This is a genomic window from Pseudomonas huaxiensis (assembly GCF_003231275.1).
In the GTDB taxonomy this organism is placed as follows: domain Bacteria; phylum Pseudomonadota; class Gammaproteobacteria; order Pseudomonadales; family Pseudomonadaceae; genus Aquipseudomonas; species Aquipseudomonas huaxiensis.
Genome location: NZ_QKVL01000033.1, coordinates 1 through 21,158 on the forward strand (window position 1 = coordinate 1; position 21,158 = coordinate 21,158).

Annotated in this window: 22 protein-coding genes and 1 pseudogene; 11 read left to right on the top strand and 12 right to left on the bottom strand. The window is 63.6% G+C overall.

Features of this window, described 5'->3' with window-relative positions:
- Positions 1 to 137 precede the first annotated feature (137 nt).
- From DM374_RS25025 to DM374_RS25035, 3 genes are all read right to left on the bottom strand, one after another.
- Positions 138 to 974, bottom strand: coding sequence for a phasin family protein (locus DM374_RS25025; protein ID WP_110972285.1), 837 nt, complete (start codon positions 972 to 974; stop codon positions 138 to 140).
- Between the two features lie 10 nt (positions 975 to 984).
- Positions 985 to 1,404 (bottom strand): phasin family protein, encoded by a 420-nt coding sequence (locus tag DM374_RS25030; protein ID WP_095156108.1) that lies wholly within the window; start codon positions 1,402 to 1,404, stop codon positions 985 to 987.
- Between the two features lie 214 nt (positions 1,405 to 1,618).
- Positions 1,619 to 1,894 (bottom strand): polyhydroxyalkanoic acid system family protein, encoded by a 276-nt coding sequence (locus DM374_RS25035; RefSeq protein WP_095155845.1) that lies wholly within the window; start codon positions 1,892 to 1,894, stop codon positions 1,619 to 1,621.
- A gap of 128 nt (positions 1,895 to 2,022) precedes the next feature.
- Between DM374_RS25035 and ubiE the strand changes: the two genes are divergently transcribed.
- From ubiE to DM374_RS34495, 11 genes and pseudogenes are all read left to right on the top strand, one after another.
- Positions 2,023 to 2,793, top strand: a complete 771-nt coding sequence (gene ubiE / locus DM374_RS25040; RefSeq protein WP_095155844.1) for a bifunctional demethylmenaquinone methyltransferase/2-methoxy-6-polyprenyl-1,4-benzoquinol methylase UbiE — start codon at positions 2,023 to 2,025, stop codon at positions 2,791 to 2,793.
- Entirely contained in the window at positions 2,793 to 3,416 is a 624-nt protein-coding gene (locus DM374_RS25045) for a ubiquinone biosynthesis accessory factor UbiJ (RefSeq protein WP_095155843.1), read from the top strand. Before ubiE ends, DM374_RS25045 begins: the two co-directional genes overlap by 1 nt.
- The gene (ubiB, locus tag DM374_RS25050; protein WP_110972286.1) at positions 3,413 to 5,017 is read left to right on the top strand and encodes a ubiquinone biosynthesis regulatory protein kinase UbiB; all 1,605 of its coding nucleotides are present in this window, start codon (positions 3,413 to 3,415) and stop codon (positions 5,015 to 5,017) included. The genes DM374_RS25045 and ubiB overlap by 4 nt, the downstream gene beginning before the upstream one ends.
- Positions 5,018 to 5,089: 72 nt before the next feature.
- A complete protein-coding gene (gene hisI, locus DM374_RS25055; protein ID WP_110972287.1) occupies positions 5,090 to 5,482 on the top strand; it encodes a phosphoribosyl-AMP cyclohydrolase in 393 nt (130 codons plus the stop codon).
- A 1-nt stretch (position 5,483) separates the two neighbouring features.
- Positions 5,484 to 5,819, top strand: a complete 336-nt coding sequence (locus DM374_RS25060; RefSeq protein ID WP_110972288.1) for a phosphoribosyl-ATP diphosphatase — start codon at positions 5,484 to 5,486, stop codon at positions 5,817 to 5,819.
- 25 nt (positions 5,820 to 5,844) lie between these two features.
- On the top strand, positions 5,845 to 6,123 hold the full coding sequence (locus tag DM374_RS25065) for a twin-arginine translocase TatA/TatE family subunit (protein WP_110972289.1): 279 nt from the start codon (positions 5,845 to 5,847) through the stop codon (positions 6,121 to 6,123).
- Positions 6,124 to 6,127: 4 nt separating this feature from the next.
- Positions 6,128 to 6,529, top strand: coding sequence for a Sec-independent protein translocase protein TatB (gene tatB / locus DM374_RS25070; protein ID WP_110972290.1), 402 nt, complete (start codon positions 6,128 to 6,130; stop codon positions 6,527 to 6,529).
- Positions 6,526 to 7,317: a twin-arginine translocase subunit TatC gene (gene tatC, locus DM374_RS25075; protein ID WP_110972291.1), complete on the top strand. Its 792-nt coding sequence runs from the start codon at positions 6,526 to 6,528 to the stop codon at positions 7,315 to 7,317. Before tatB ends, tatC begins: the two co-directional genes overlap by 4 nt.
- Positions 7,314 to 8,021 (top strand): 16S rRNA (uracil(1498)-N(3))-methyltransferase, encoded by a 708-nt coding sequence (locus DM374_RS25080; protein WP_110972292.1) that lies wholly within the window; start codon positions 7,314 to 7,316, stop codon positions 8,019 to 8,021. The genes tatC and DM374_RS25080 overlap by 4 nt, the downstream gene beginning before the upstream one ends.
- Before the next feature lie 159 nt (positions 8,022 to 8,180).
- Positions 8,181 to 9,182: pseudogene (locus tag DM374_RS34490) on the top strand (methyl-accepting chemotaxis protein); the annotation flags it as partial.
- Between the two features lie 198 nt (positions 9,183 to 9,380).
- Positions 9,381 to 10,085, top strand: coding sequence for a methyl-accepting chemotaxis protein (locus DM374_RS34495; RefSeq protein ID WP_404821378.1), 705 nt, complete (start codon positions 9,381 to 9,383; stop codon positions 10,083 to 10,085).
- A gap of 82 nt (positions 10,086 to 10,167) precedes the next feature.
- Here DM374_RS34495 and DM374_RS25090 read toward each other — a convergent pair whose 3' ends face one another.
- The 9 genes from DM374_RS25090 to hutI all read right to left on the bottom strand — a co-directional run bounded on the left by DM374_RS25090 (position 10,168) and on the right by hutI (position 21,148).
- On the bottom strand, positions 10,168 to 10,902 hold the full coding sequence (locus DM374_RS25090; RefSeq protein WP_110972339.1) for an amino acid ABC transporter ATP-binding protein: 735 nt from the start codon (positions 10,900 to 10,902) through the stop codon (positions 10,168 to 10,170).
- Positions 10,895 to 11,857, bottom strand: coding sequence for an amino acid ABC transporter permease (locus DM374_RS25095; protein WP_110972294.1), 963 nt, complete (start codon positions 11,855 to 11,857; stop codon positions 10,895 to 10,897). Before DM374_RS25095 ends, DM374_RS25090 begins: the two co-directional genes overlap by 8 nt.
- A gap of 112 nt (positions 11,858 to 11,969) precedes the next feature.
- Entirely contained in the window at positions 11,970 to 12,770 is an 801-nt protein-coding gene (locus DM374_RS25100) for a transporter substrate-binding domain-containing protein (protein WP_110972295.1), read from the bottom strand.
- Between the two features lie 187 nt (positions 12,771 to 12,957).
- A complete protein-coding gene (gene mdoH / locus DM374_RS25105; RefSeq protein ID WP_110972296.1) occupies positions 12,958 to 15,531 on the bottom strand; it encodes a glucans biosynthesis glucosyltransferase MdoH in 2,574 nt (857 codons plus the stop codon).
- Complete coding sequence (locus DM374_RS25110) at positions 15,524 to 17,257, bottom strand: glucan biosynthesis protein G (RefSeq protein ID WP_318531819.1); 1,734 nt, start codon at positions 17,255 to 17,257, stop codon at positions 15,524 to 15,526. Before DM374_RS25110 ends, mdoH begins: the two co-directional genes overlap by 8 nt.
- Before the next feature lie 264 nt (positions 17,258 to 17,521).
- Positions 17,522 to 17,959, bottom strand: coding sequence for a D-aminoacyl-tRNA deacylase (dtd, locus tag DM374_RS25115; protein WP_110972298.1), 438 nt, complete (start codon positions 17,957 to 17,959; stop codon positions 17,522 to 17,524).
- Positions 17,956 to 18,927 (bottom strand): prolyl aminopeptidase, encoded by a 972-nt coding sequence (pip, locus tag DM374_RS25120; protein WP_110972299.1) that lies wholly within the window; start codon positions 18,925 to 18,927, stop codon positions 17,956 to 17,958. Before pip ends, dtd begins: the two co-directional genes overlap by 4 nt.
- A 203-nt stretch (positions 18,928 to 19,130) precedes the next feature.
- The gene (gene hutG, locus DM374_RS25125) at positions 19,131 to 19,931 is read right to left on the bottom strand and encodes an N-formylglutamate deformylase (protein WP_110972300.1); all 801 of its coding nucleotides are present in this window, start codon (positions 19,929 to 19,931) and stop codon (positions 19,131 to 19,133) included.
- Positions 19,932 to 19,942: 11 nt separating this feature from the next.
- Positions 19,943 to 21,148, bottom strand: a complete 1,206-nt coding sequence (gene hutI / locus DM374_RS25130; protein WP_110972301.1) for an imidazolonepropionase — start codon at positions 21,146 to 21,148, stop codon at positions 19,943 to 19,945.
- Positions 21,149 to 21,158 lie beyond the last annotated feature (10 nt).

Genomic DNA, 21,158 nt, shown 5'->3' on the forward strand with positions numbered 1-21,158 from the left:
GCCTGACACAACGTCGAACCCGGCTTTGGGGCCGCTGCGCAGCCCTTCGCGAGTGAACTCGCTCCCACAGGAGACACTACTCCGGAAAACAAAACGCCCGGCACTAAGCCGGGCGTTTTGCTTGCAGTCGCCTGTGATCAGGTCTGGCTGGTCGGGGTCGGAGCCGAAGGCGCCGGCGCTGCTGGTGCGGCGCTGGCAGCCGGAGCTGCGTGTGCCACTGGGGCAGCGCTGGCCGCTGGAGCAGCCGGCTTGGCGGCCGGTTTCGGCGCCGCTGCCTTTTTCACAGCTGGCTTTTTCGCCGCTGCAGGCTTGGCTGCTGCCGGCTTGGCCGCGGGTTTCGCCGCAGGCTTGACAGCCGGTTTTGCCGCCGCAGGTTTTGCGGCAGCAGTCTTGGCTGCTGCAGGCTTGGCTGCTGCAGGCTTGGCCGCTGCAGTTTTGGCAGCCGGCTTGGCCGCAGCGGTTTTCGCCGCAGGCTTGGCAGCCGCTTTCGGTGCAGCCTTGGCCAGCGGTTTGGCCGCAGCCTTGCTCGCGGTCGAGGTCTTCGCGGAAATCGGCGTGACCGATGCACCGGTGAGCTTCTCGATCTGCTTGGTCAGCGTGTCGACCTTGCTGTGCAACGCCTTGATCTCATTGCGGCTCGGCACGCCGAGACGCGAGATGGCGCTGTTCAGGCGCTTGTCGAATGCGCCTTCCAGTTCGCTCCATTTGCCCAGCGCACGGTCCTTCGCATCGGTAACGCGCGACGTGGCGGATTTAGCGCTGTCCTTGGCACCGTCTTTCACGGCGTCAACGCCCTTCTTCGCCTGCTTCTCGGCCTTCTCGCCTTCCTTGACCAGGTCGTCGAACGTCTTGGCGCCTTCCTGGTCGATCTTCGAGTAGATACCCAGACCAGCCAGCCAGATCTTGCGGGAGTACTTCTCGATTCCCCCAATCCAGGAGCTGCCTTCTTTTTCAGTATTTTTCTTGCCAGCCATCCCGCTCTCCTTATTTTTTTGCCGTGACACGTTCGAGCAACGCCGTCAGCTCATCGAGCTTGGCAGAAAGTGCCTCCACGTCATGTTTAGACGGAATGCCGATGCGATTCAAGGCGCTGGCCACCCGTGTGTCGAAAGCCTTTTCGATTTTGTCCAGTTGGACTTCGACTTTGCCCTTCACACTGCGAAGTTCTTGCTTCGCCGAATCGATCTCGCCGTTGGCGGCATCGAGCTCATGATCGAGGCGTTTCTTGCCACGCTTCTCGACCACTTCACCCGCCTTGATCAGGTCCTTGACGTAGCCGGCGCTCTCCTGGCCCACCCGGGTGTAGGCACCCAGACCGGCCAGCCAGATTTTGCGCGCGTAGCCGCGGACGTCTGTCAGGCTGTTTTGAATATCGTCTTTTTTCTTCAGGATCACTTTGGCCATGCTCTGCACCTCGCACTCGTGACGGAATGGAAGAACTGCCCACGGATTCGGGGGCCTGAGCGTAAAAGTAAGGAGAAAAATTAGAATCAGCACCCTAACGGCAGCGGCAAGCTGCAAGTTTCAAGCGGCAAGAGAGACTGTGGTGGAGATGAGGCTGCGGACAGGACCGTAGCCTCATGTGGCTTGTAGCTTGAAACTTGCAGCTGGGGAGCCGTCAGGCGAGCGCCTTGTCGAGGGCGCGTTCGATTTCGGCCTTGATGGTGCCGCCCATCATCGACAGCATCATCCCCAGTTTCAGTTCGACGCGAATGCTGTCATCGCCGATCTCGACACTGCCGTTGGCACCGCTGCGTTTGACCTCGACCCGGTCGCCTTTCCATTCAGCCTTGAGGTCGTATTGGCTGGACAGTTTTTCCACCAGGGCCTCAGCCTTCTGACGGGCGGCATCGCGGCCGAGGCTGTGTTTACGTTCAACGCTGATCTGGGTCATTCACTTGATCCTGGCTGCAAGGGCATACTCGCGCATTATGCCTACGCCCCGCGCCGCGACACACCCCGCCAAAGACAAATCCAGCCGCACGCCCTAGAATGGCCAGTAATTTTTCCCGGTGAAGCGATATGAACGACCAGCGCAACGGCGACAACGCCGAACCCACCACCCATTTCGGCTACAAGAGCGTGCCCGAAAGCCAGAAGGCCGACAAAGTCGCCGAGGTTTTCCACTCCGTAGCCGCCAAATACGACCTGATGAACGACGTGCTTTCCGTAGGCATGCACCGCCTGTGGAAGCGCTTTGCCATCGAGCTGTCCGGTGTGCGCAGCGGCAACCGGGTACTGGATATCGCCGGCGGTACCGGTGACCTGACCCGCAAGTTCTCCCATCTGGTCGGCCCTACCGGCCAGGTCGTGCTGGCCGACATCAACGCCTCGATGCTCAAGGTCGGGCGTGACCGCCTGCTCGATCTGGGCGTGGCCGGCAACGTCGAGTTCGTCCAGGCCGACGCGGAAAAGCTGCCCTTCCCGGACAACCATTTCGACTGCGTAACCATCGCCTTCGGCCTGCGCAACGTCACCCATAAAGAAGATGCCCTGCGCTCGATGCTGCGCGTCCTCAAGCCGGGCGGCCGCCTGCTGGTGCTGGAGTTCTCCAAGCCGACCAGCACCTTCATGTCCAAGGTCTACGACGCGTACTCCTTCGCCTTCATGCCGCTGGCCGGCAAGCTGATCACCAACGACTCGGAAAGCTATCGCTACCTGGCCGAATCGATCCGCATGCACCCGGACCAGGAAACCCTCAAGGCCATGATGGTCGACGCCGGCTTCGACCGCGTCACCTACCACAACATGACCAACGGCATCGTCGCCCTGCACCGCGGTATCAAACCCTGATGCTGCTGGCCGGCCTTCTCGCCAGCGTCGAACACGGCCTCAACCGTGTCCTGCGCCTGGACAGCACCGCATTGCCGCGGTTGGCGCCGCTCGATGGCAAAGTCATTGCCATCGACTGCCGCCAGCCCGCCCTGCAGTTGTTCATCCTGCCCAGCGATGAAGGTCTGCTGCTGGCCAGCCAGTGGCTCAATCCGGCCGACTGCACCCTCCGCGCCCCGGCTACCAGCCTGGTGCAACTGGCCTTGAGCCAGGACAAGACCGCCGTGCTGCACAGCCCGCAGGTCGAGCTGGAAGGCGACAGCGCGGTGTTGCTGGATCTGGTTGGCGTGCTGCAGGACCTGGAGCTGGACTGGGAGTACGAAGTCTCTCGCTGGCTCGGTCCGGTGGCGACCCAGTTGCTCAGCGGCCACCTGCGCAACAGCGCGAAGTGGACCCGCCAGAGCCTGACCAGCCTGAGCCAGACCGCCTCCGAATACCTGGCGGAAGAATCCCGCACGCTGGTTGGCCAGCGTGAAGCCGAAGCGCGCTTCGGCGAACTCGACACCCTCAAGCTCGACATTGAACGCCTCGAGGCGCGCATCGAGCGCCTTGCCCGATCCCTTGAATCCAGCGATAACGCATGAAGCTGCTTGCCGTCCGCCGTCTGTTGCGCATCCAGCGCGTCGTGATCCGCTACCGTCTCGATGACCTGCTGTTCGACCAGCCCCTGCCCTGGTGGCTGGCCGCCTTGCGGCTGCTCATGCCGTGGCGCTGGCTGCCGCGCAAACAGCTCGACCTGAGCCGTGGCGCGCGCCTGCGCCTGGCGCTGCAGGACCTCGGGCCGATCTTCATCAAGTTCGGCCAGTTGCTTTCCACCCGTCGCGATCTGTTGCCGGCGGACATCGCCGACGAACTGATGCTGCTGCAGGACCGCGTGCCGCCATTCGATTCGCAGAAAGCCGTGGCGCTGATCGAAGAACAACTCGGCGCCAAGGTCGGCGAAGTGTTTGCCCGCTTCGACGTCGAACCGCTGGCTTCGGCTTCGGTGGCCCAGGTTCACGCCGCTCGCCTCAAGAGCGGTGAAGAAGTGGTGGTCAAGGTGGTGCGGCCCGGCCTCAAGCCAGTGATCGCCCAGGACCTGGCCTGGCTGTTCCTGATTGCCCGCGGCGCCGAGCGGGTCTCCGCCGACGCCCGCCTGCTGCACCCGGTGGAAGTGGTCAGCGATTACGAAAAAACCATCTACGACGAACTCGACCTGCTCCGCGAGGCGGCCAACGCCAGCCAGCTCAAGCGCAACTTCGAAGGCTCGGAGATGATGTACGTGCCCCAGGTCTACTGGGACTGGTGCCGGCCCAAGGTGCTGGTGATGGAGCGCATCTACGGCATCCAGGTCACCGACCTTGTCACCCTCGCCGACCAGCGTACCGACATGAAGATGCTCGCCGAGCGTGGCGTGGAGATTTTCTTCACCCAGGTGTTCCGCGACAGTTTCTTCCACGCCGACATGCACCCCGGCAACATCTTTGTCAGCACCGTGAAGCCGTGGAGCCCGCAGTACATCGCCATCGACTGCGGCATCGTCGGCAGCCTCACCCCCGAAGACCAGGACTATCTGGCGCGCAACCTGTTCGCCTTCTTCAAGCGCGACTACCGTCGCGTGGCGCAGTTGCACATCGATTCCGGCTGGGTGCCGGCGCAGACCAAGCTCAACGAATTCGAAGCGGCGATCCGCACCGTCTGCGAGCCGATCTTCGAGAAACCGCTCAAGGACATCTCCTTCGGCCAGGTGCTGATGCGTCTGTTCCAGACCGCGCGGCGCTTCAACATGGAAGTCCAGCCGCAACTCGTTCTATTGCAGAAAACCCTGCTGAACATCGAAGGCCTGGGCCGCCAGCTCTATCCCGATCTTGACCTGTGGAGCACCGCCCAGCCCTTCCTCGAACGCTGGATGCGCGACCGGGTAAGCCCCAAGACCCTGCTGCAGAACCTGCACAGCCAGGTCGAGCAGGTGCCGCACCTCGCCAACATGACCCGCGACCTGCTCGAGCGCATGTCGCAACCCCACCTCAACGACCCTCCAGCACCCTGGAAGCAGCATGACCACTGGGCCCTGCGCCTGCTCGGCGCCGGCTTGCTGGCAGGCGGCGCAACGCTCGCCGCCGGTGCCGAGAACCTCGCTGCGACCAGTGCCTGGCCGGCCTGGCTGATGCTGGCGGCGGGCCTCTACCTGGTGGTGCGTCGATAGCCAGCCGGTTGAACGGCTGGCACACTAGCGGGCGGCATCGGCGTGGGGCCGTGGCCTTTTTTGGAGTCGAAGATGAAAGACTGGCTGGACGAGATCAACTGGAACAGCGACGGCCTGGTGCCGGCCATCGCCCAGGACCACAAGACCGGACGCGTGCTGATGATGGCCTGGATGAACCGCGAATCGCTGGCCCTGACCGCCGCCGAGCAGCGCGCCATCTACTGGTCGCGCTCCCGTGGCAAACTGTGGCGCAAGGGCGAGGAGTCCGGCCACGTGCAGAAGCTGCACGAAATGCGCCTGGACTGCGACGCCGACGTGATCATCCTGATGGTCGAGCAACTGGGGCACATCGCCTGCCATACCGGCCGCGAAAGCTGCTTCTATCGCGTCTTCGAGGACGGCCAGTGGAAAACCGTCGATCCGGTCCTCAAAGACCCGAATGCCATCTACAGCGCAGGACACTGACATGAGCGACACCCTGACCCGCCTGGCCGAAGTGCTGGAATCGCGCAAAGGCGCGGCCCCCGACAGCTCCTACGTCGCCAGCCTGTACCACAAGGGCCTGAACAAGATCCTGGAGAAGGTCGGCGAAGAGTCGGTGGAAACCATCATCGCCGCCAAGGACGCCGCCACCAGCGGAGATTACAGCGATGTCATCTATGAAACCGCCGACCTGTGGTTCCATAGCCTGGTCATGCTCTCCGCACTGGGCCAGCACCCGCAAGCCGTGCTGGACGAGCTGGAGCGCCGTTTCGGACTGTCCGGCCACGACGAAAAGGCGGCCCGCCAGCCATCGGCCTAACTGAATTCATTCGAGGAACTGCACCATGGGTATTTTTGACTGGAAACACTGGATTGTTCTGCTGGTCGTCGTGGTACTGGTATTCGGTACCAAGAAACTGAAGAACTTCGGCGGCGACCTGGGCGAGTCGATCAAGGGCTTCCGCAAGGCCATGAACGAAGACGACAAGCCTGCCGAGCCGACCGTGCAAACTGCACAACCTTCCCAGCCGGTACAACCGCAGGGCACCCCACTGAACCAGCCGCACACCATCGACGGCCAGGCGCAGAAGGTTCAGGACGCTGAACCTGCAAGGAAAGAGTGAACTCATGTTCGGGATCAGCTTCAGTGAGTTGCTGCTCGTCGGTCTGGTCGCCCTTGTGGTGCTCGGACCCGAGCGCCTGCCTGGCGCGGCGCGCACCGCCGGCCTGTGGGTAGGGCGCCTCAAGCGCAGCTTCAACGCGATCAAGCAGGAAGTAGAGCGCGAGATCGGCGCTGACGATATCCGTCGGCAACTGCACAACGAGCACATCCTCTCCCTGGAGCAGGAAGCCCGACGTATCCTCAACCCGAGCAGCGTGACGCCCGATCCGTCCACCACGCCGGGCAGCGAGCACGTGGCCCCCGCCACCGCCGCCGTAATCTCCGAAGCCCCCGCGGCGCCGACGGCACCCGCCGACGCGCCCCAACCGGCGTCCACCGAACCGACCCAACCGCCGCGAGCCCCATGAGCGAAATTCCGGAACACGACCAGCCCATGCCGCTGGTCTCGCACCTGACTGAACTGCGTACTCGCCTGCTGCGCTGCGTCGCGGCGGTCTTTCTGATCTTCATCGGCCTGTTCTCCTTCGCCCAGCAGATCTACACCCTGGTCTCGGCGCCGCTGCGCGCGCACTTGCCGGCCAACGCGACGATGATCGCCACCGACGTGGCCTCGCCGTTCCTGACGCCGTTCAAGCTGACCATGATCGTTTCGCTGTTCCTGGCGATCCCGTTCATCCTGCACCAGATCTGGGGCTTCATCGCGCCGGGCCTGTACCGCCATGAAAAGCGCATCGCCATTCCGCTGCTGGTGTCCAGCATCTTCCTGTTCTACGCCGGCATGGCCTTCGCCTACTTCCTGGTGTTCCCGCTGATCTTCGGTTTCTTCGCCAGCGCGACCCCCGAAGGCGTGTCGATGATGACCGACATCGCCAGTTACCTCGATTTCGTCATGACGCTGTTCTTCGCATTCGGCGTTGCCTTCGAGATTCCTGTCGCGGTGGTGCTGCTGGTGTGGATCGGCGTGGTGGACGTGCAGTACCTGCGCAAGGTCCGCCCGTACGTGATCATCGGCTGCTTCGTGGTCGGCATGATCCTGACCCCGCCGGACATCTTCTCGCAGACCCTGCTGGCCGTGCCGATGTGGATGCTGTTCGAAATCGGCGTGCTGTTCGGCAGCTTGATCCGCAAGCGCAGCCAGGAGCATGACGAACGCAACGACACCCCTGACGACCAGCCGCCAGCGACCCAGGCGTGAACCTGCTGCTGCTCGAAGAGGCCGACTTCATCGCGGCCGACCGCGCGGTCCTGAGCGACCGCCGCTTCACCCACATGCAGGACATCCACCGCGTCGCGGTGGGTGACAGCCTGCGCGTCGGCCGCCTCGGTGGCCTGATGGGCCAGGCCACGATAGAACGGCTGGAAGGCCATGAAGCGGAGCTCTCGCTGAGCTTCGACCAGCCGCCACCGGCCAAGCTGCCGCTGACCCTGATCCTCGCCCTGCCCCGCCCGAAAATGCTCCGCCGGGTGTTCCAGACCGTCGCCACCATGGGCGTGGCGAAGCTGGTGCTGGTCAACAGTTACCGGGTGGAAAAGAGCTTCTGGCAAACCCCCTTCCTCGACCCCGCAGCGATCCGCGAGAACCTCATCCTCGGCCTGGAACAGGCCCGGGACACGGTGCTGCCCGAGGTCATCATCGAGAAGCGCTTCAAGCCCTTCGTCGAAGACCGCCTGCCTGCCATCGCCCAGAACACCCTTGGCCTGGTCGGCCACCCCGGCAACCACCCGCCCTGCCCACGCGGCGTGAACGAAGCGGTGACCCTGGCCATCGGTCCGGAAGGTGGCTGGATTCCTTACGAGATCGATCTGCTGGGCAAAGCCGGACTGGCACCGGTGCAACTGGGTGATCGCATCCTGCGAGTGGAAACCGCCGTCACGGCTCTGCTAGCGCGTCTGTTCTAAGGTAATTCCCACACTTTATATAAGACCATTGGCTACCCCCTCAGCCCCGGTTTAGACGCTTTTGCCGCCTACAGTTTTGTGCCCCCGCGCCGATGCAGGAACACCAGAATAAAGAACCTGCCTGATCGATCGAAGTGGAGTCACACCATGTACCGTTGGATGGCCCAGCACCTGGGTAATGTGAGCGTCAACCTCAAGCTGGGCATCGGCTTCAGCATCGTCCTGCTGCTGACCCTGGTGATCACCCTCACCGGTTGGCTGGGCCTCGAAGGCGTGATCAACCGTGGCGACAAGCTCGGCGAAATCTCCGAGGTGTACCAGGGCACCCAGGTCCTGCGCATTGCCCGCCAGAGCTACGAACACAACCGCGATGCCGCGTCGACCACGTTGGTGGAAAACGCCCTGGCGTCACTGGACGGTGTGCTGCAGAACGTCAGCAAGCGCGTCAGCGAGGCCGAAGACAGCAAGCGCCTGCAACAGCAGCGCGACGCCGTGCAGGCCTACCAGCGTTACTTCGCCGACCTGAAAGCCGCCGCGGACGCCCGCGAGGCCGCCCGTGCCGCACTCGGCGCCAGCGCCGACAAGGCCGCAGGACTGCTTGCCCAGGTCGAGCAGGCGCTGCTGCAGAGCGGCGACGCCGTGCTGTTCAACAACGCCGTTGAAGTGTCCAAACTGCTACAGCAGGCACGCTTCCAGGTCCGTGGCTACACCTACAGCGCCAAACCTGAATTCCAGCAGACCGCGCTGACCGCCATCGACCAGGCGGTCGCCTTGCTCAAGGCCCTGCCGGGCAAAATCCCAAGCGAGCACCACGCCAACCTCGGCAGCGCCACCGAATCGCTGGGCGTCTATCGCGGCGCCGTGGTGCAGTTCGGCACCGCCCAGGAAGCCAGTGACCAGGCCCTGCGGCTGATGGGCGAACAAGGCACCAGGCTGCTCAACCTGAGCATGGAACTGACCAAGTCCCAGACCCAACTGCGCGATGCCGAATCGAAGAACGCCAAGTCGACCCTGGCCCTCGCCACGGTGCTGGCCATGCTGTTCGGCGTGATCGCTTCCTGGGCCATCACCCGGCAGATCATCGTTCCCCTGCGCCACACCCTGACCGCCGTGGACCGCATCGCCAGCGGCGACCTCAGCCACGACCTCACCGACCAGCGTCTCGACGAAATGGGCCAGTTGCAGCGCAGCATGCAGCGCATGACCGTCAGCTTGCGCGAGCTGATCGGTGGCATCAGCGACGGCGTCACCCAGATTGCCAGCGCCGCCGAAGAACTCTCCGCCGTTACCGAGCAGACCAGTGCCGGGGTCAACAGCCAGAAAGTCGAGACCGATCAGGTTGCCACCGCCATGAACGAAATGGCCGCGACCGTGCATGAAGTCGCGCGCAACGCCGAGGAAGCCTCCGAGGCGGCGCTGATGGCCGACCAGCAGGCCCGCGAGGGTGACCGCGTGGTATCCGAGGTGATTGCGCAGATCGAGCGCCTGGCCAAGGAAGTGGGTAACTCCAGCGCGGCGATGAACAAGCTCAAGTCCGAGAGCGAGAAGATCGGCAGCGTGCTCGATGTGATCAAGTCGGTGGCCCAGCAGACCAACCTCCTGGCGCTCAATGCCGCCATCGAAGCAGCCCGTGCGGGCGAGGCCGGACGTGGTTTCGCCGTGGTCGCCGACGAAGTGCGCAGCCTGGCCCAGCGCACTCAGCAGTCCACCGAGGAGATCGAAGAACTGATCGCCGGCTTGCAGAGCGGTACCCAGCAGGTCGCCAGCGTCATGGACAACAGCCGTGGTCTGACCGAAAGCAGCGTCGAACTGACCCGTAGTGCGGGTGTTTCGCTGGAAACCATTACCCGCACGGTGTCGTCGATCCAGTCGATGAACCAGCAAATTGCGGCGGCGGCAGAGCAGCAGAGCGCCGTGGCGGAAGAAATCAATCGCAGTGTGATGAGCGTGCGCGACGTGTCGGATCAGACCAGCGCGGCGAGCGAAGAGACGGCGGCGTCCAGCGTAGAGCTGGCGCGGCTGGGGACACATTTGCAGGGGCTGGTGGCGCGGTTCCGGATCTGACGTGAGGGCCTCTCGCGAGCAAGCTCGCTCCTACAGAGACCTGTAGGAGCGAGCTTGTCGGAACGCCGAACCGTCGCGAGAATTACAGGACCTGACGCAGGAACGCCTGGGCCCGCAGGTCCTTCGGCGTGGTGAAGAATTCCTCCGGCGGCGAATCTTCCAGCAGTTTGCCGTGATCGAAGAACAGCACCCGGTCCGCCACTTCCCGGGCAAAGCCCATTTCGTGGGTTACGCAGACCATGGTCATGCCTTCCTGGGCCAGGGTCTTCATCACGTCCAGCACCTCGCCGACCATTTCCGGGTCCAGCGCCGAGGTGGGCTCGTCGAACAGCATGACTTTCGGGTCCATCGCCAGCGCCCGGGCAATCGCTACGCGCTGCTGCTGGCCACCCGAGAGCCGCGACGGGTACTCGTTGGCCTTCTGGCCGATCCCGACCTTCTCCAGCAGCGCCCGCGCCTTGGCCTCGCGCTCGGCCTTGCCACGCTTGCGCACGACTTTCTGCGCCAGGCACAGGTTCTCCAGCACGGTCATGTGCGGGAACAGGTTGAAGTGCTGGAACACCATGCCGACTTCACGACGGTAGGCGTTGACGTCGGTCTTCGGGTCGGCCAGTTGCAGACCGTCGATGGCGACGCTGCCAGCATCGAACGACTCCAGGCCGTTCAGGCAGCGCAGGAAGGTCGATTTGCCGGAGCCGGACGGGCCGAGCACCACCAGCACTTCGCCGCGAGCGACGTTGGTGCTGACGTTATCCACAGCCCGCACCACCTGGCCGCGGGTGTCGAAGACTTTTACCAGATCACGGACTTCAATCACTTTGCGCAAGCCTCCGCTCGAGCCGGCTGGCGAAATGCGACAGCGGCAGGTTGATCAGCAGGTACAGCCCGGCGACGCAGAACCAGATCTCGAAAGTCGAGAACGAGGTGGTGATCGCCTCCCGGCCACTCTTGGTCAGTTCGGTGATGGCGATCACCGAGACCAGCGACGTGTCCTTGACCAGGCTGATGAACTGCCCGGCCAGCGGCGGCAGCACGCGCTTGAACGCTTGCGGCAGAACCACGTGGCGCATCGACTGGGCGGCGCTCAGGCCCAGGGAACGAGCGGCCTCGCCCTGCCCCCTGGCGATGGACTGCACGCCCGCTCGGACGATCTCCGCCACATAGGCGCCAGTGAACAGCGCCAGCGCGGCAACCCCGGCGAACTCGCGGGAGAGGTTGAGCACGGTGCCGATGAAGAAATAGAAAATGAAGATCTGCACCAGCAACGGCGTGCCGCGCACCAGCTCGACATACACCGTGGACAGGTCACGCAGGGTCGGGTTGCTGGAGAGACGACACAGCCCGGCGAACAGACCGATCAACAGACCGATGATCCCGGACGCCACGGAAATCCACACCGTGGTCCACAGCCCCCAGGCCAGCGGGCCGGCCGCCCAGTGGTGGGTCAGGCCGATCAGGTCGCCCTCGGCAACGTCATCGCCCTTGGCCAGTTGCAGGCTGGCCTGGTCGACGTCCAGCACCTGCTCGGTGCCGTCTTCGTCACGCAGGGTCACCCGCGCGGTGTCGCCCTGGCGCACGATGTCCTGCACCGTGCCGTAGCCGGAGGCGCGATGTGCTTCCTCGGCCTGGTAGGCGAAATACTGCGGGATGCGGTTCCAGCGCCACTCGTAGGAAATCATCGAGGTGGCGAAATACAGACTGATCGCCAGTCCGACCAGGACCAGCGCGGTCAGCCCGTGCCAGGGCCACTGGGATTTCTTGTGTTTGATCACGTTGGGATTCCCCATTAAGCCGAAAGCCGCAAGCAACAAGCTGCAAGTAAAAGCGGGTCGATGGCGATCCGCCTTTTCTTGCAGCTTGCAGCTTGCGGCTTGGAGCTGTCGCTTATTCCATGTCCTTCAGCCACTCGGTCTTCTTGAACCACTTGTCGTGGATTCGATCGTAGGTGCCGTCGTGCTTGATCTGGTGCAGGAAGTTGTTGATGAAGTTGATGCTGTCGTAGTCGCCTTTCTTCAGACCGAAGGCCAGCGGCTCGTAGGTGAACGGTTCGTCGAGGTAGACCAGCTTGCCGGCGCCGACCTTGGTCACTGCCACCACGTTGTAGGGTGCGTCGTAGACGAAGGCATCAGCCTTGCCGTTGACCACGTCCAGTACGCCTTCCTGTTCGTTGTCGTAGCCATGGTACTGGGCCTTGCCGATCAATTTCTTGGCGACCATCTCACCGGTGGTGCCCAGCTTGGAGGTCAGGCGGTATTCAGGGCTGTTGAGGTCTTTATAGGACTTGATCTTGCCTTCCAGTTCCTTGCGAATCAGCAGGGTCTGGCCGACAACGATGAAGGGCTCGCTGAAGTTCAGCTTCAGGTTGCGTTCCTGGGTCAGGGTCATGCCGCTGGTGATGATGTCGAACTTGTTGGTCATCAGTGCCGGGATGATGCCGTCATAGGCGGTGGAAACCATCTCCAGCTTGACGCCCATGGACTTGGCCATGGCCTTGATGATGTCCACTTCGAAGCCGATGATCTCGCCACGCTTGTTGGTCATCTCGAACGGCATGTAGGTAGGGTCCATGCCCACCCGCAGGGTGCCGCGCTTGACCGCGTCATCGATGGCGCCGGCTTGTGCGGTGCTGACCGCGACAGTGGCGGCGACGCCGACCAGCAACATCGACAGGTACTTTTTGAACATCACCAGGTTCCCCCAACAAGAAAACGCTTAATTTTATTGTTGCGCGAAAAGTCCTACAGACGTCGCGCGATAGTCGGGGCGGGATGCTAACGCATGAGCGGCATGGGACCTAGCACCCATGACGACTTTGTTACTTATTGATACCAGAAAAACAGCGCGGGGCGACGAATGTCGCCCCGCGTGGGGATCAGGCATTGGCCAGCGTTGGCTGGGCTGCCTCTTCGGGATGCAGAGGCAGCAGCGGCGAGTGCGGATCGTTGTCGATCGACTGACGCCAGACGTCCAGCCAGGCACTGTTGTGCTCGGCCCAGACGCGGTCGTGCAGCCGGGACAGGGCGACCGGATCGCTGAGCAGCGCCAGACGGGTATTGCCGTCCAGGCCCGACGGCCCGACCTGCAATGCCTTGGCGATGCGCTCGGCGCGCAGCGCCTCGATCGGCTCGGCGACCGCATGGCGAGCGGTGGCCAGGGCGCAAGCCAGGGCGTTCTGCTGTGGATCGACCACGGCCCGGACGAAACCGTCGTGCAGCGCGTGCCAGCGGTTCTCGTGGGTGTACTGGTCGGTGGCCAACAGCTCAGGCGGCGTCGCGTATTCCTCAGGGATGAGGAACAGCTTCTCGTCCTTGGCGCGCAGGCCCAGGTTGACCCGACTGGAAATCACCGACACCGGGATCGACAGGGTCAGCGAGCCCACGATCGGTACCAGCCACCACAGGAAGCTCGGGTTCAGCCAAGCCACCAGCAGCGCCCAGGCCACGCCCAGCAAGGTCTGCGGACCATGACGGCGGACCGCTTCGCTCCACGGCGTGGAGTCGTCGTCACGTTGCGGCGAGTTCCAGGTCGCGGCCCAGCCGAGGAACGCGGCGAGGACGAAACGGGTGTGGAAAATCATCCGCACCGGCGCCAGCAGCATGGAGAACAGCATCTCCAGCAGCATCGACAGGGTGACCTTGATCCGCCCGCCAAACTCCGTCGCGCCCTTGGCCCAGATCAGAATGACGCTGAGCAGCTTGGGCAGGAACAGCAGCACGATGGTGGTGGAGAACAGCGCGATGGCTTTTTCCGGGTGCCACTGCGGCCACAGCGGGTACAACTGCCGTGGTTCGAGGAAGTACTGCGGCTCCATCAGGGTGTTGGTCGCCAGCAGCGCGGTGGACAGCACCAGGAAGAAGAACCACAACGGCGCCGACAGGTAGGACATCACCCCGGTGAGGAACACCGCACGGTGCACCGGGTGCATGCCCTTGACCAGGAACAGGCGGAAGTTCATCAGGTTGCCGTGGCACCAGCGTCGGTCGCGCTTGAGCTCGTCGAGCAGGTTCGGCGGCAGTTCTTCGTAGCTGCCCGGCAGGTCGTAGGCAATCCACACGCCCCAGCCGGCGCGGCGCATCAGCGCGGCTTCGACGAAGTCGTGGGAGAGAATCGCACCGGCGAAAGCGCCCTTGCCCGGCAACGGCGCCAGGGCGCAGTGCTCAATGAAGGGCTTCATGCGGATGATCGCGTTGTGCCCCCAGTAGTGCGACTCACCCAGTTGCCAGAAGTGCAGGCCAGCAGTGAACAGTGGGCCGTAGACGCGGGTGGCGAACTGCTGCATGCGCGCATACAGGGTGTCCATGCCCGAGGCTTTCGGCGCGGTCTGGATGATCCCGGCGTCCGGGTTGGCTTCCATCAACCGAACCAGGCTGGAGAGGCAGTCGCCGCTCATTACGCTGTCGGCGTCGAGGACCACCATGTAGCGGTAGTCGCTGCCCCAACGGCGGCAGAAGTCGTCGAGGTTGCCGCTCTTGCGCTTCACACGGCGACGGCGGCGACGGTAGAAGATCCGCCCGAAGCCCTTGGCCTCGCGGCAGACTTCCAGCCAGGCCTGTTGCTCGGCCACGGCAATGTCGGGGTCGTTGGTGTCGCTGAGGATGAAGAAGTCGAAACGGTCGAGGTTACCGGTGGCGGCGACCGACTCGAAAGTCGCGCGCAGGCCGGCGAACACCCGTGGCACGTCTTCGTTGCAGATCGGCATGACCAGCGCGGTACGCGCGCCCGCCTCGATCGGCTCATTGCCGGCACTGCTGCCGGAGATGCGGTATTTGTCGCGCCCGGTGAGCAGTTCGAGGAAGCCCATCAGGGCGGTCCAGAAACCCGCCGACACCCAGCAGAACAGAATGCCGAACAGAATCAGGATGGACGTCTGCAAAGCATACGGCCAGACCTGCGCAGCGGTCTGCAGCAGTGGCTGGTGCATGACTTCGTCGAGGTCGACGAACGACCAGCCCTGATACGGCAGGATGCCTTTCATGTACCAGCCGGCGACGATGGTCTGACCGATCATCAGTGCCAGCAGGATGTAGCGGCGCATCGAGCCAACCCAGCGCCAGCGGGCCTTGGGCAGCTCACGCTGCTCAGGGGCCGGGGCGTTGGTGCGGCCGGTCAGACGGCGCCAGCCACGAACCAGGATGTTGGTCCGCCATGGCTCGGGGATCACCCGGGTGCGACGGATCGGCGGGGTCGCCTTGAGGCAGACCCGGCCGCTGGCGTCGAGGCCGAGCATCTCGGCCTCTTCCATATCGGTGGCGCTGAGCAGGCTCAGGCGGCTGCCGACCGAACCCTGGGCGGGCTCGGCATCGACGGCGCTCGGCTGCGCAGACAGGCGCTGGTGCAACTCGCTGAACGAGTTGCAGTTGGCGAGTTCCGCCCGCTGCTCGTCGCTCAGGGGTAGATGGGCCAGGTACTCGGCAAGCGACTCTGGCCGTGCTGAAGAGTTACTCATCGGCTGGCAACTGATAGCTCCAGGTCTCGGTCAACACCTGTTCGGTGGTCGCCGGGGCCCCAGTAGTGGGCGCCGCTTCAGCGGCAGGCTGCTCGGCAGGTTGCTCGGCCTTCGCGGCTTTAGCGGCGGCCTTGTCCTGCTTGGCAGGTTTTTCCTGTTTTTCCTGCTTCTCGGGTTTGTCCGGCTCGACCGGGACGTCGCGAACCAGGGCGGCGCGCATTTCGACGGCCTTGCCCGGATCCTTGACCTTCATCCGCAGGGTCAGGCGCCAGCCCTTGATTTCAGGGTTGTAGCGCAGGTTGTTCTCAACCAGCTCGGCGTTGTCGCCCAGGCTGACCTGGCTGCGGACCGCCGCGTCTTCCGGCAGGGCCGCAAGGACCGGGCCTTCGAAGTCGACCAGGAAGGCCACGCTGCCATCCGGCTGGCGGATCAGGTTGGACTGTTTGACGTCGCCGGTGGAACGCAGGGTCTGCTTGACCCAGCCGAGGTTCGGCGAATGGTAGGCCGACTCGTCCATGGTCCAGTGCAAGCGGTATTCATATTCGAACGGGACGCCTGGCTCAGGCAGCTTTTCCGGGCTCCAGAACGCAACGATGTTGTCGTTGGTTTCGTCAGCGGTCGGGATTTCCACTAGGTCGACGGTGCCTTTGCCCCAGTCACCGCGAGGCTCGATCCAGGTGCTTGGACGCTTCTGGTAGTTGTCGTCCAGGTCTTCATAGAAGCTGAAGTTGCGGTTGCGCTGCAGCAGACCGAAGCCGCGCGGGTTTTCCACGCTGAAGTTGCTCACGGCCAGGTGTTTCGGGTTGTTCAGCGGACGCCACAGCCACTCGCCGTTACCGGCGTGGATCGACAGACCTTCGGAGTCGTGCAGCGCAGGACGGTAGTTCGGTACTCGCGACGGCTGGTTGCTGCCGAACAGGTACATGCTGGTCAGCGGGGCGATACCCAGGCGGCTGACGTGATCACGCAGGAACACCTTGGACTGCACATCGACGATGGTGTCGCTGCCCGGACGCAGGATCAGCTTGTAGGCGCCGGTGGAACGCGGCGAGTCGAGCAACGCGTAGATCACCAGGTGCTTGTCGTTGGCTTTCGGGCGTTCGACCCAGAACTCGGTGAAGCGCGGGAATTCTTCGCCGGACGGCAGCGCGGTGTCGATGGCCAGACCACGGGCCGACAGGCCGTACACCTGGCCCTTGCCGACGACGCGGAAGTAGCTGGCGCCGAGCAGGGTCATGATTTCGTCCTGCTTGTCCGCCTTGTTGATCGGGAACAGCACACGGAAACCGGCATAACCGAGCTGCTCGGTAGCCTTGGCGTCGAACTTCAGGTCGCCGAAATCGAAGCGGGTTGGGTCGTACTTGATTTCATCGACGCTGGTGGCGGTGACTTCGTTGATCTTCACCGGCGTGTCGAAGTGCATGCCCTGGTGATAGAAGGACAGCTTGAAGGGGGTCTTGTCGTTGGCCCATTCGGCCTTGTCCGACAGGAAGCGGATCTTCTGGTAATCGGCGAACTTCATGTCGCGGAAGACCGCTGGCAGGTTGCTCTTTGGTGCTTCGTACTTCTGCCCGGCCAGGTCTTTCGCCTTGGCCGCTACGTCGTCAAGGTTGAACGCCCAGAGCTGGCCGGCGCTGAGCAGGCACACCAGCGCCGAACCTGCGAGCAGGGCCTTGCGCAGCCGGCTGGCAGGCATTCTTGGTGCATTACAGGGACTTACAATCACGAGCAACCCTCGCCGAAAACAGATCTAGAGAACCAACGGCCAGCTACACATGCCGGGTTGGCGAGCACTGTTCGGACTCCGAAAGGGCTTAATGATTCCCCATACGGTTCCGGACAGTTCTCGAATCAGAGTGAAACAGGCCGTCGAACGTCGGCCCACGTAGCGCGCGATTATCTAGCAGGCTGCGTTACAACGCATCAGGGCCAGCCAACTATTTTTGCTGTAAAACCCATTGTTTTCCTGCAAACAGGGGGTTTTTTGTCTTCATATTTGTAACATAAATGTTACGGGGCCATCATTGACCAGATGTACCTGCATATCGGCCCCGAAACGGCCGCTGGCGACGGTGTCATGTTTGGCCTTGGCCTGGGCCAAAAGGTAGTCGAACAACTCGGCGCCGAGGGCCGGCGGCGCGGCGGTGGAGAAACTCGGGCGCAGGCCGCTCTGAGTGTCGGCGGCCAAGGTGAACTGGGACACCAGCAGCAGGCCGCCGTCGATGTCCTTGAGGGACAGGTTCATCTTGCCCTGCGGGTCACTGAAGACCCGGTAGTTGAGCAATTTGTGCAGCAGCTTGTCGGCGTGGGCCGGGGTGTCGCCCGGCTCCACCGCGACCAGCACCAGCAGGCCCTGGTCCACGGAACCGACGATTTCGCCCTCCACTTCTACCCGCGCGCCACGCACGCGTTGCAGCAGCCCCTTCATGCTTCGTCCAGCGGCAGGTCCAGCAGACGCCGGGACATCTGGTCGGCGGCGCGCACCAGGGCATCGGTGATCCCCGGCTCAGAGGCGGCATGACCGGCGTCGCGAATCACCTTCAGCTCGCTGTTCGGCCAGGCCTGGTGCAGTTCCCAGGCGTTGTCCAGCGGGCAGATCACGTCGTAGCGACCGTGCACGATCACCGCCGGCAGGTGGGCGATCTTCTCCATGTCGCGGATCAACTGGTTTTCTTCGAGGAAGGCGTTGTTCATGAAGTAGTGGCATTCGATCCGGGCGATCGACAGCGCGCGCTGCGGCTCGGAGAAGCGGTCGACCACCAGCGGGTTCGGGCGCAGGGTGGCGGTGCGACCTTCCCAGGTCGACCAGGCCTTGGCGGCGTGCATCTGGGCGATCTGATCGCTGCCGGTGAGGCGCTTGTGGAAGGCCTGGACCAGATTGCCGCGCTCTTCCACCGGGATCGGCGCGATATAGTCCTGCCAGTAGTCCGGGAACAGGCGGCTGGCGCCGGCCTGGTAGAACCAGTCGATTTCTTGCGGACGGCACAGGAAGATGCCGCGCAGAATCAGGCCATGGACGCGCTCGGGGTGGGTCTGGGCGTAGGCCAGGGCCAGGGTCGAGCCCCAGGAGCCGCCGAACAGCACCCATTTGTCGATACCCAGGTGCTTGCGAATGCGCTCGAGGTCTTCGACCAGGTGCCAGGTGGTGTTGTTTTCCAGGCTGGCGTGGGGAGTGGAGCGGCCGCAGCCACGCTGGTCGAAGGTGATGATGCGGTAGACGTTGGGGTCGAAATAGCAGCGACTCTGGGCATCGCAGCCGGCACCGGGACCACCGTGAATGAACACCACCGGCAGACCTTCCGGCGAACCGCTCTCATCGACGTACAGTACATGCGGTGCTTCGACGGCCAGATCGTGCCGGGCGTAGGGTTTGATCTGCGGGTACAAGGTCTGCATTACGCACTCCGTGTGGGAATTATTCTGCCGTTGGGCATCATAAACCCGAATTGCGCTTTGAGCATGCCCTGTTGGGTCAAGTGTTCTTGAGGTAGTGGTTTGTGAAGCCTATGGCCTTATCGCCGGCAAGCCGGCTCCCACAGTGATCTGAGCAAGTCCTTGTGGGAGCCGGCTTGTCGGGGCGCCGAACCGCGGCGATGAGGTCAGCGATAACGACGCTGCCCCCAGGCCAGAACTTCCTCCAGCAACTGCCGAAGCACCACCTGGGTCGGCTGCGCCAGATCCTCCCGATACCTGAACGGCTCCACCTCTTCCATATAAGTGCTCTGCGCCAGCTCCAGTTGCACCGCATGGATGTCATTGGCCGGATCACCGTAATGCCGGGTGATGTGCCCGCCCTTGAAGCGGCCGTTCAGCACATGGCTGTAGCCATGGGCCTCGCCGCACACCGCTTGCAGGCGCTCGGCCAGTTGCGGATCACAACTGGCGCCATTGAAGGTGCCAAGGTTGAAGTCCGGCAGCTTGCCGTCGAACAGGTGCGGCACGTGGGAGCGGATCGAGTGGGCGTCCCAGAGCAACACATAACCGAATTGCGCCTTCAACCGCACCAGCTCCTGCCGCAGGGTGTCGTGGTACGGGCGCCAGATCTCTTCGAGGTACTGAGCGCGGTCAGCGCTCGACGGCACTTGCCCCTCTTTGTACAGCGGCTGGCCATCGAACAGGGTCGCCGGGAACAGGCCGGTGGTCGCACCGGTATATAAAGGTTGGTCATCTTCCGGCCGGTTGAGGTCGATGACGAAGCGCGAGTACTCGGCAGCGACGATGCTGGCGCCCAGTTCGCGGGCGAAGTCGTACAGCCGGGGGATGTGCCAGTCGGTGTCCGGCAGGCTGCGCGCCGGATCAACCAGCCCGCGCTCGATCGCCGGGGCCAGACGCAGGCCGGCATGCGGCATGCTGATCAGCAGCGGCAGCGTGCCCTGATGAAAACTCAAAACCTTGTCCATCGTTGCTTGCCTCAGTCAGTCAGTTCAACGCCGTGGCGTACCACGCGCTTGTCCAGGTCACCGCCCAGCCAATAGCAGAGGTCGGCTGGCCGCTCGATATCCCAGGCGACAAAGTCGGCGACCTTGCCCACTTCCAGCGAGCCGTGGCTGTCGCCCAGGCCCAGCGCCGTGGCGGCGTGCAGGGTGACGCCCGCGAGTGCTTCTTCCGGGGTCATGCGGAACAGGGTGCAGGCCATGTTCAGCATCAGCCGCAACGACAACGCCGGCGAGGTGCCGGGGTTGAGGTCGCTGGCGATGGCGATCTTCACGCCGTGCTTGCGCAGGGCGTCCATCGGCGGCAGTTGGGTTTCGCGCAGGAAATAGAAAGCACCAGGCAGCAACACCGCGACGGTACCGGCGGCGGCCATGGCGATGGCGTCGTCTTCGGTCATGAATTCCAGGTGATCCGCCGACAACCCGTGGTACCGCGCCGCAAGGCTGGATCCGGCGAGAGACGACAACTGCTCGGCATGCAGCTTCACCGGTAGCCCCAGCGCCTGCGCCTTGATGAACACCCGCTCGACCTGAGCCGGAGAAAACGCCAGGTACTCGCAGAAAGCGTCCACCGCATCCACCAGCCCCTCGGCGGCCAGCGCCGGAAGCAGCACTTCGCAGATGTGCTCGATGTAGTCATCGCTGCGTCCGGCATATTCCGGCGGCAAGGCGTGGGCGGCCAGACAGGTGGCGCGCACGGTCAGCGGCAGGTTTTCGCCAAGGCGGCGGATGACCTTGAGCAGCTTGCGCTCGCTGTCCAGGTCCAGGCCGTAGCCGGACTTGATTTCCAGCGTGGTCACACCATCGCGCATCAACGCCCGCACCCGGCGCAGGGCGCTGCTGTAGAGCTCGTCCTCGCTGGCCGCGCGGGTCGCGCGCACGGTGCTGGCGATGCCGCCGCCCTGGGCGGCGATTTCGGCATAGCTGACACCTTGCAGGCGTTGCTCGAACTCACCGCTGCGGTTGCCACCGAACACGGCGTGGGTGTGGCAGTCGATCAGGCCCGGGGTGACCCAGGCTCCGCCCAGGTCCACCCGCTGCTCGATACCCGGGTCCGGCAGCGCCTGACGCGGGCCGATCCACTCGATACGTCCGTCGGCGGTGACGATGGCCGCGTCTTCGATGATCGAGTAGTCGCCTTGGGCCATGCTTGCCACATGGCAGTTGTGCCAGAGGGTCTTCATCCACAAGTCT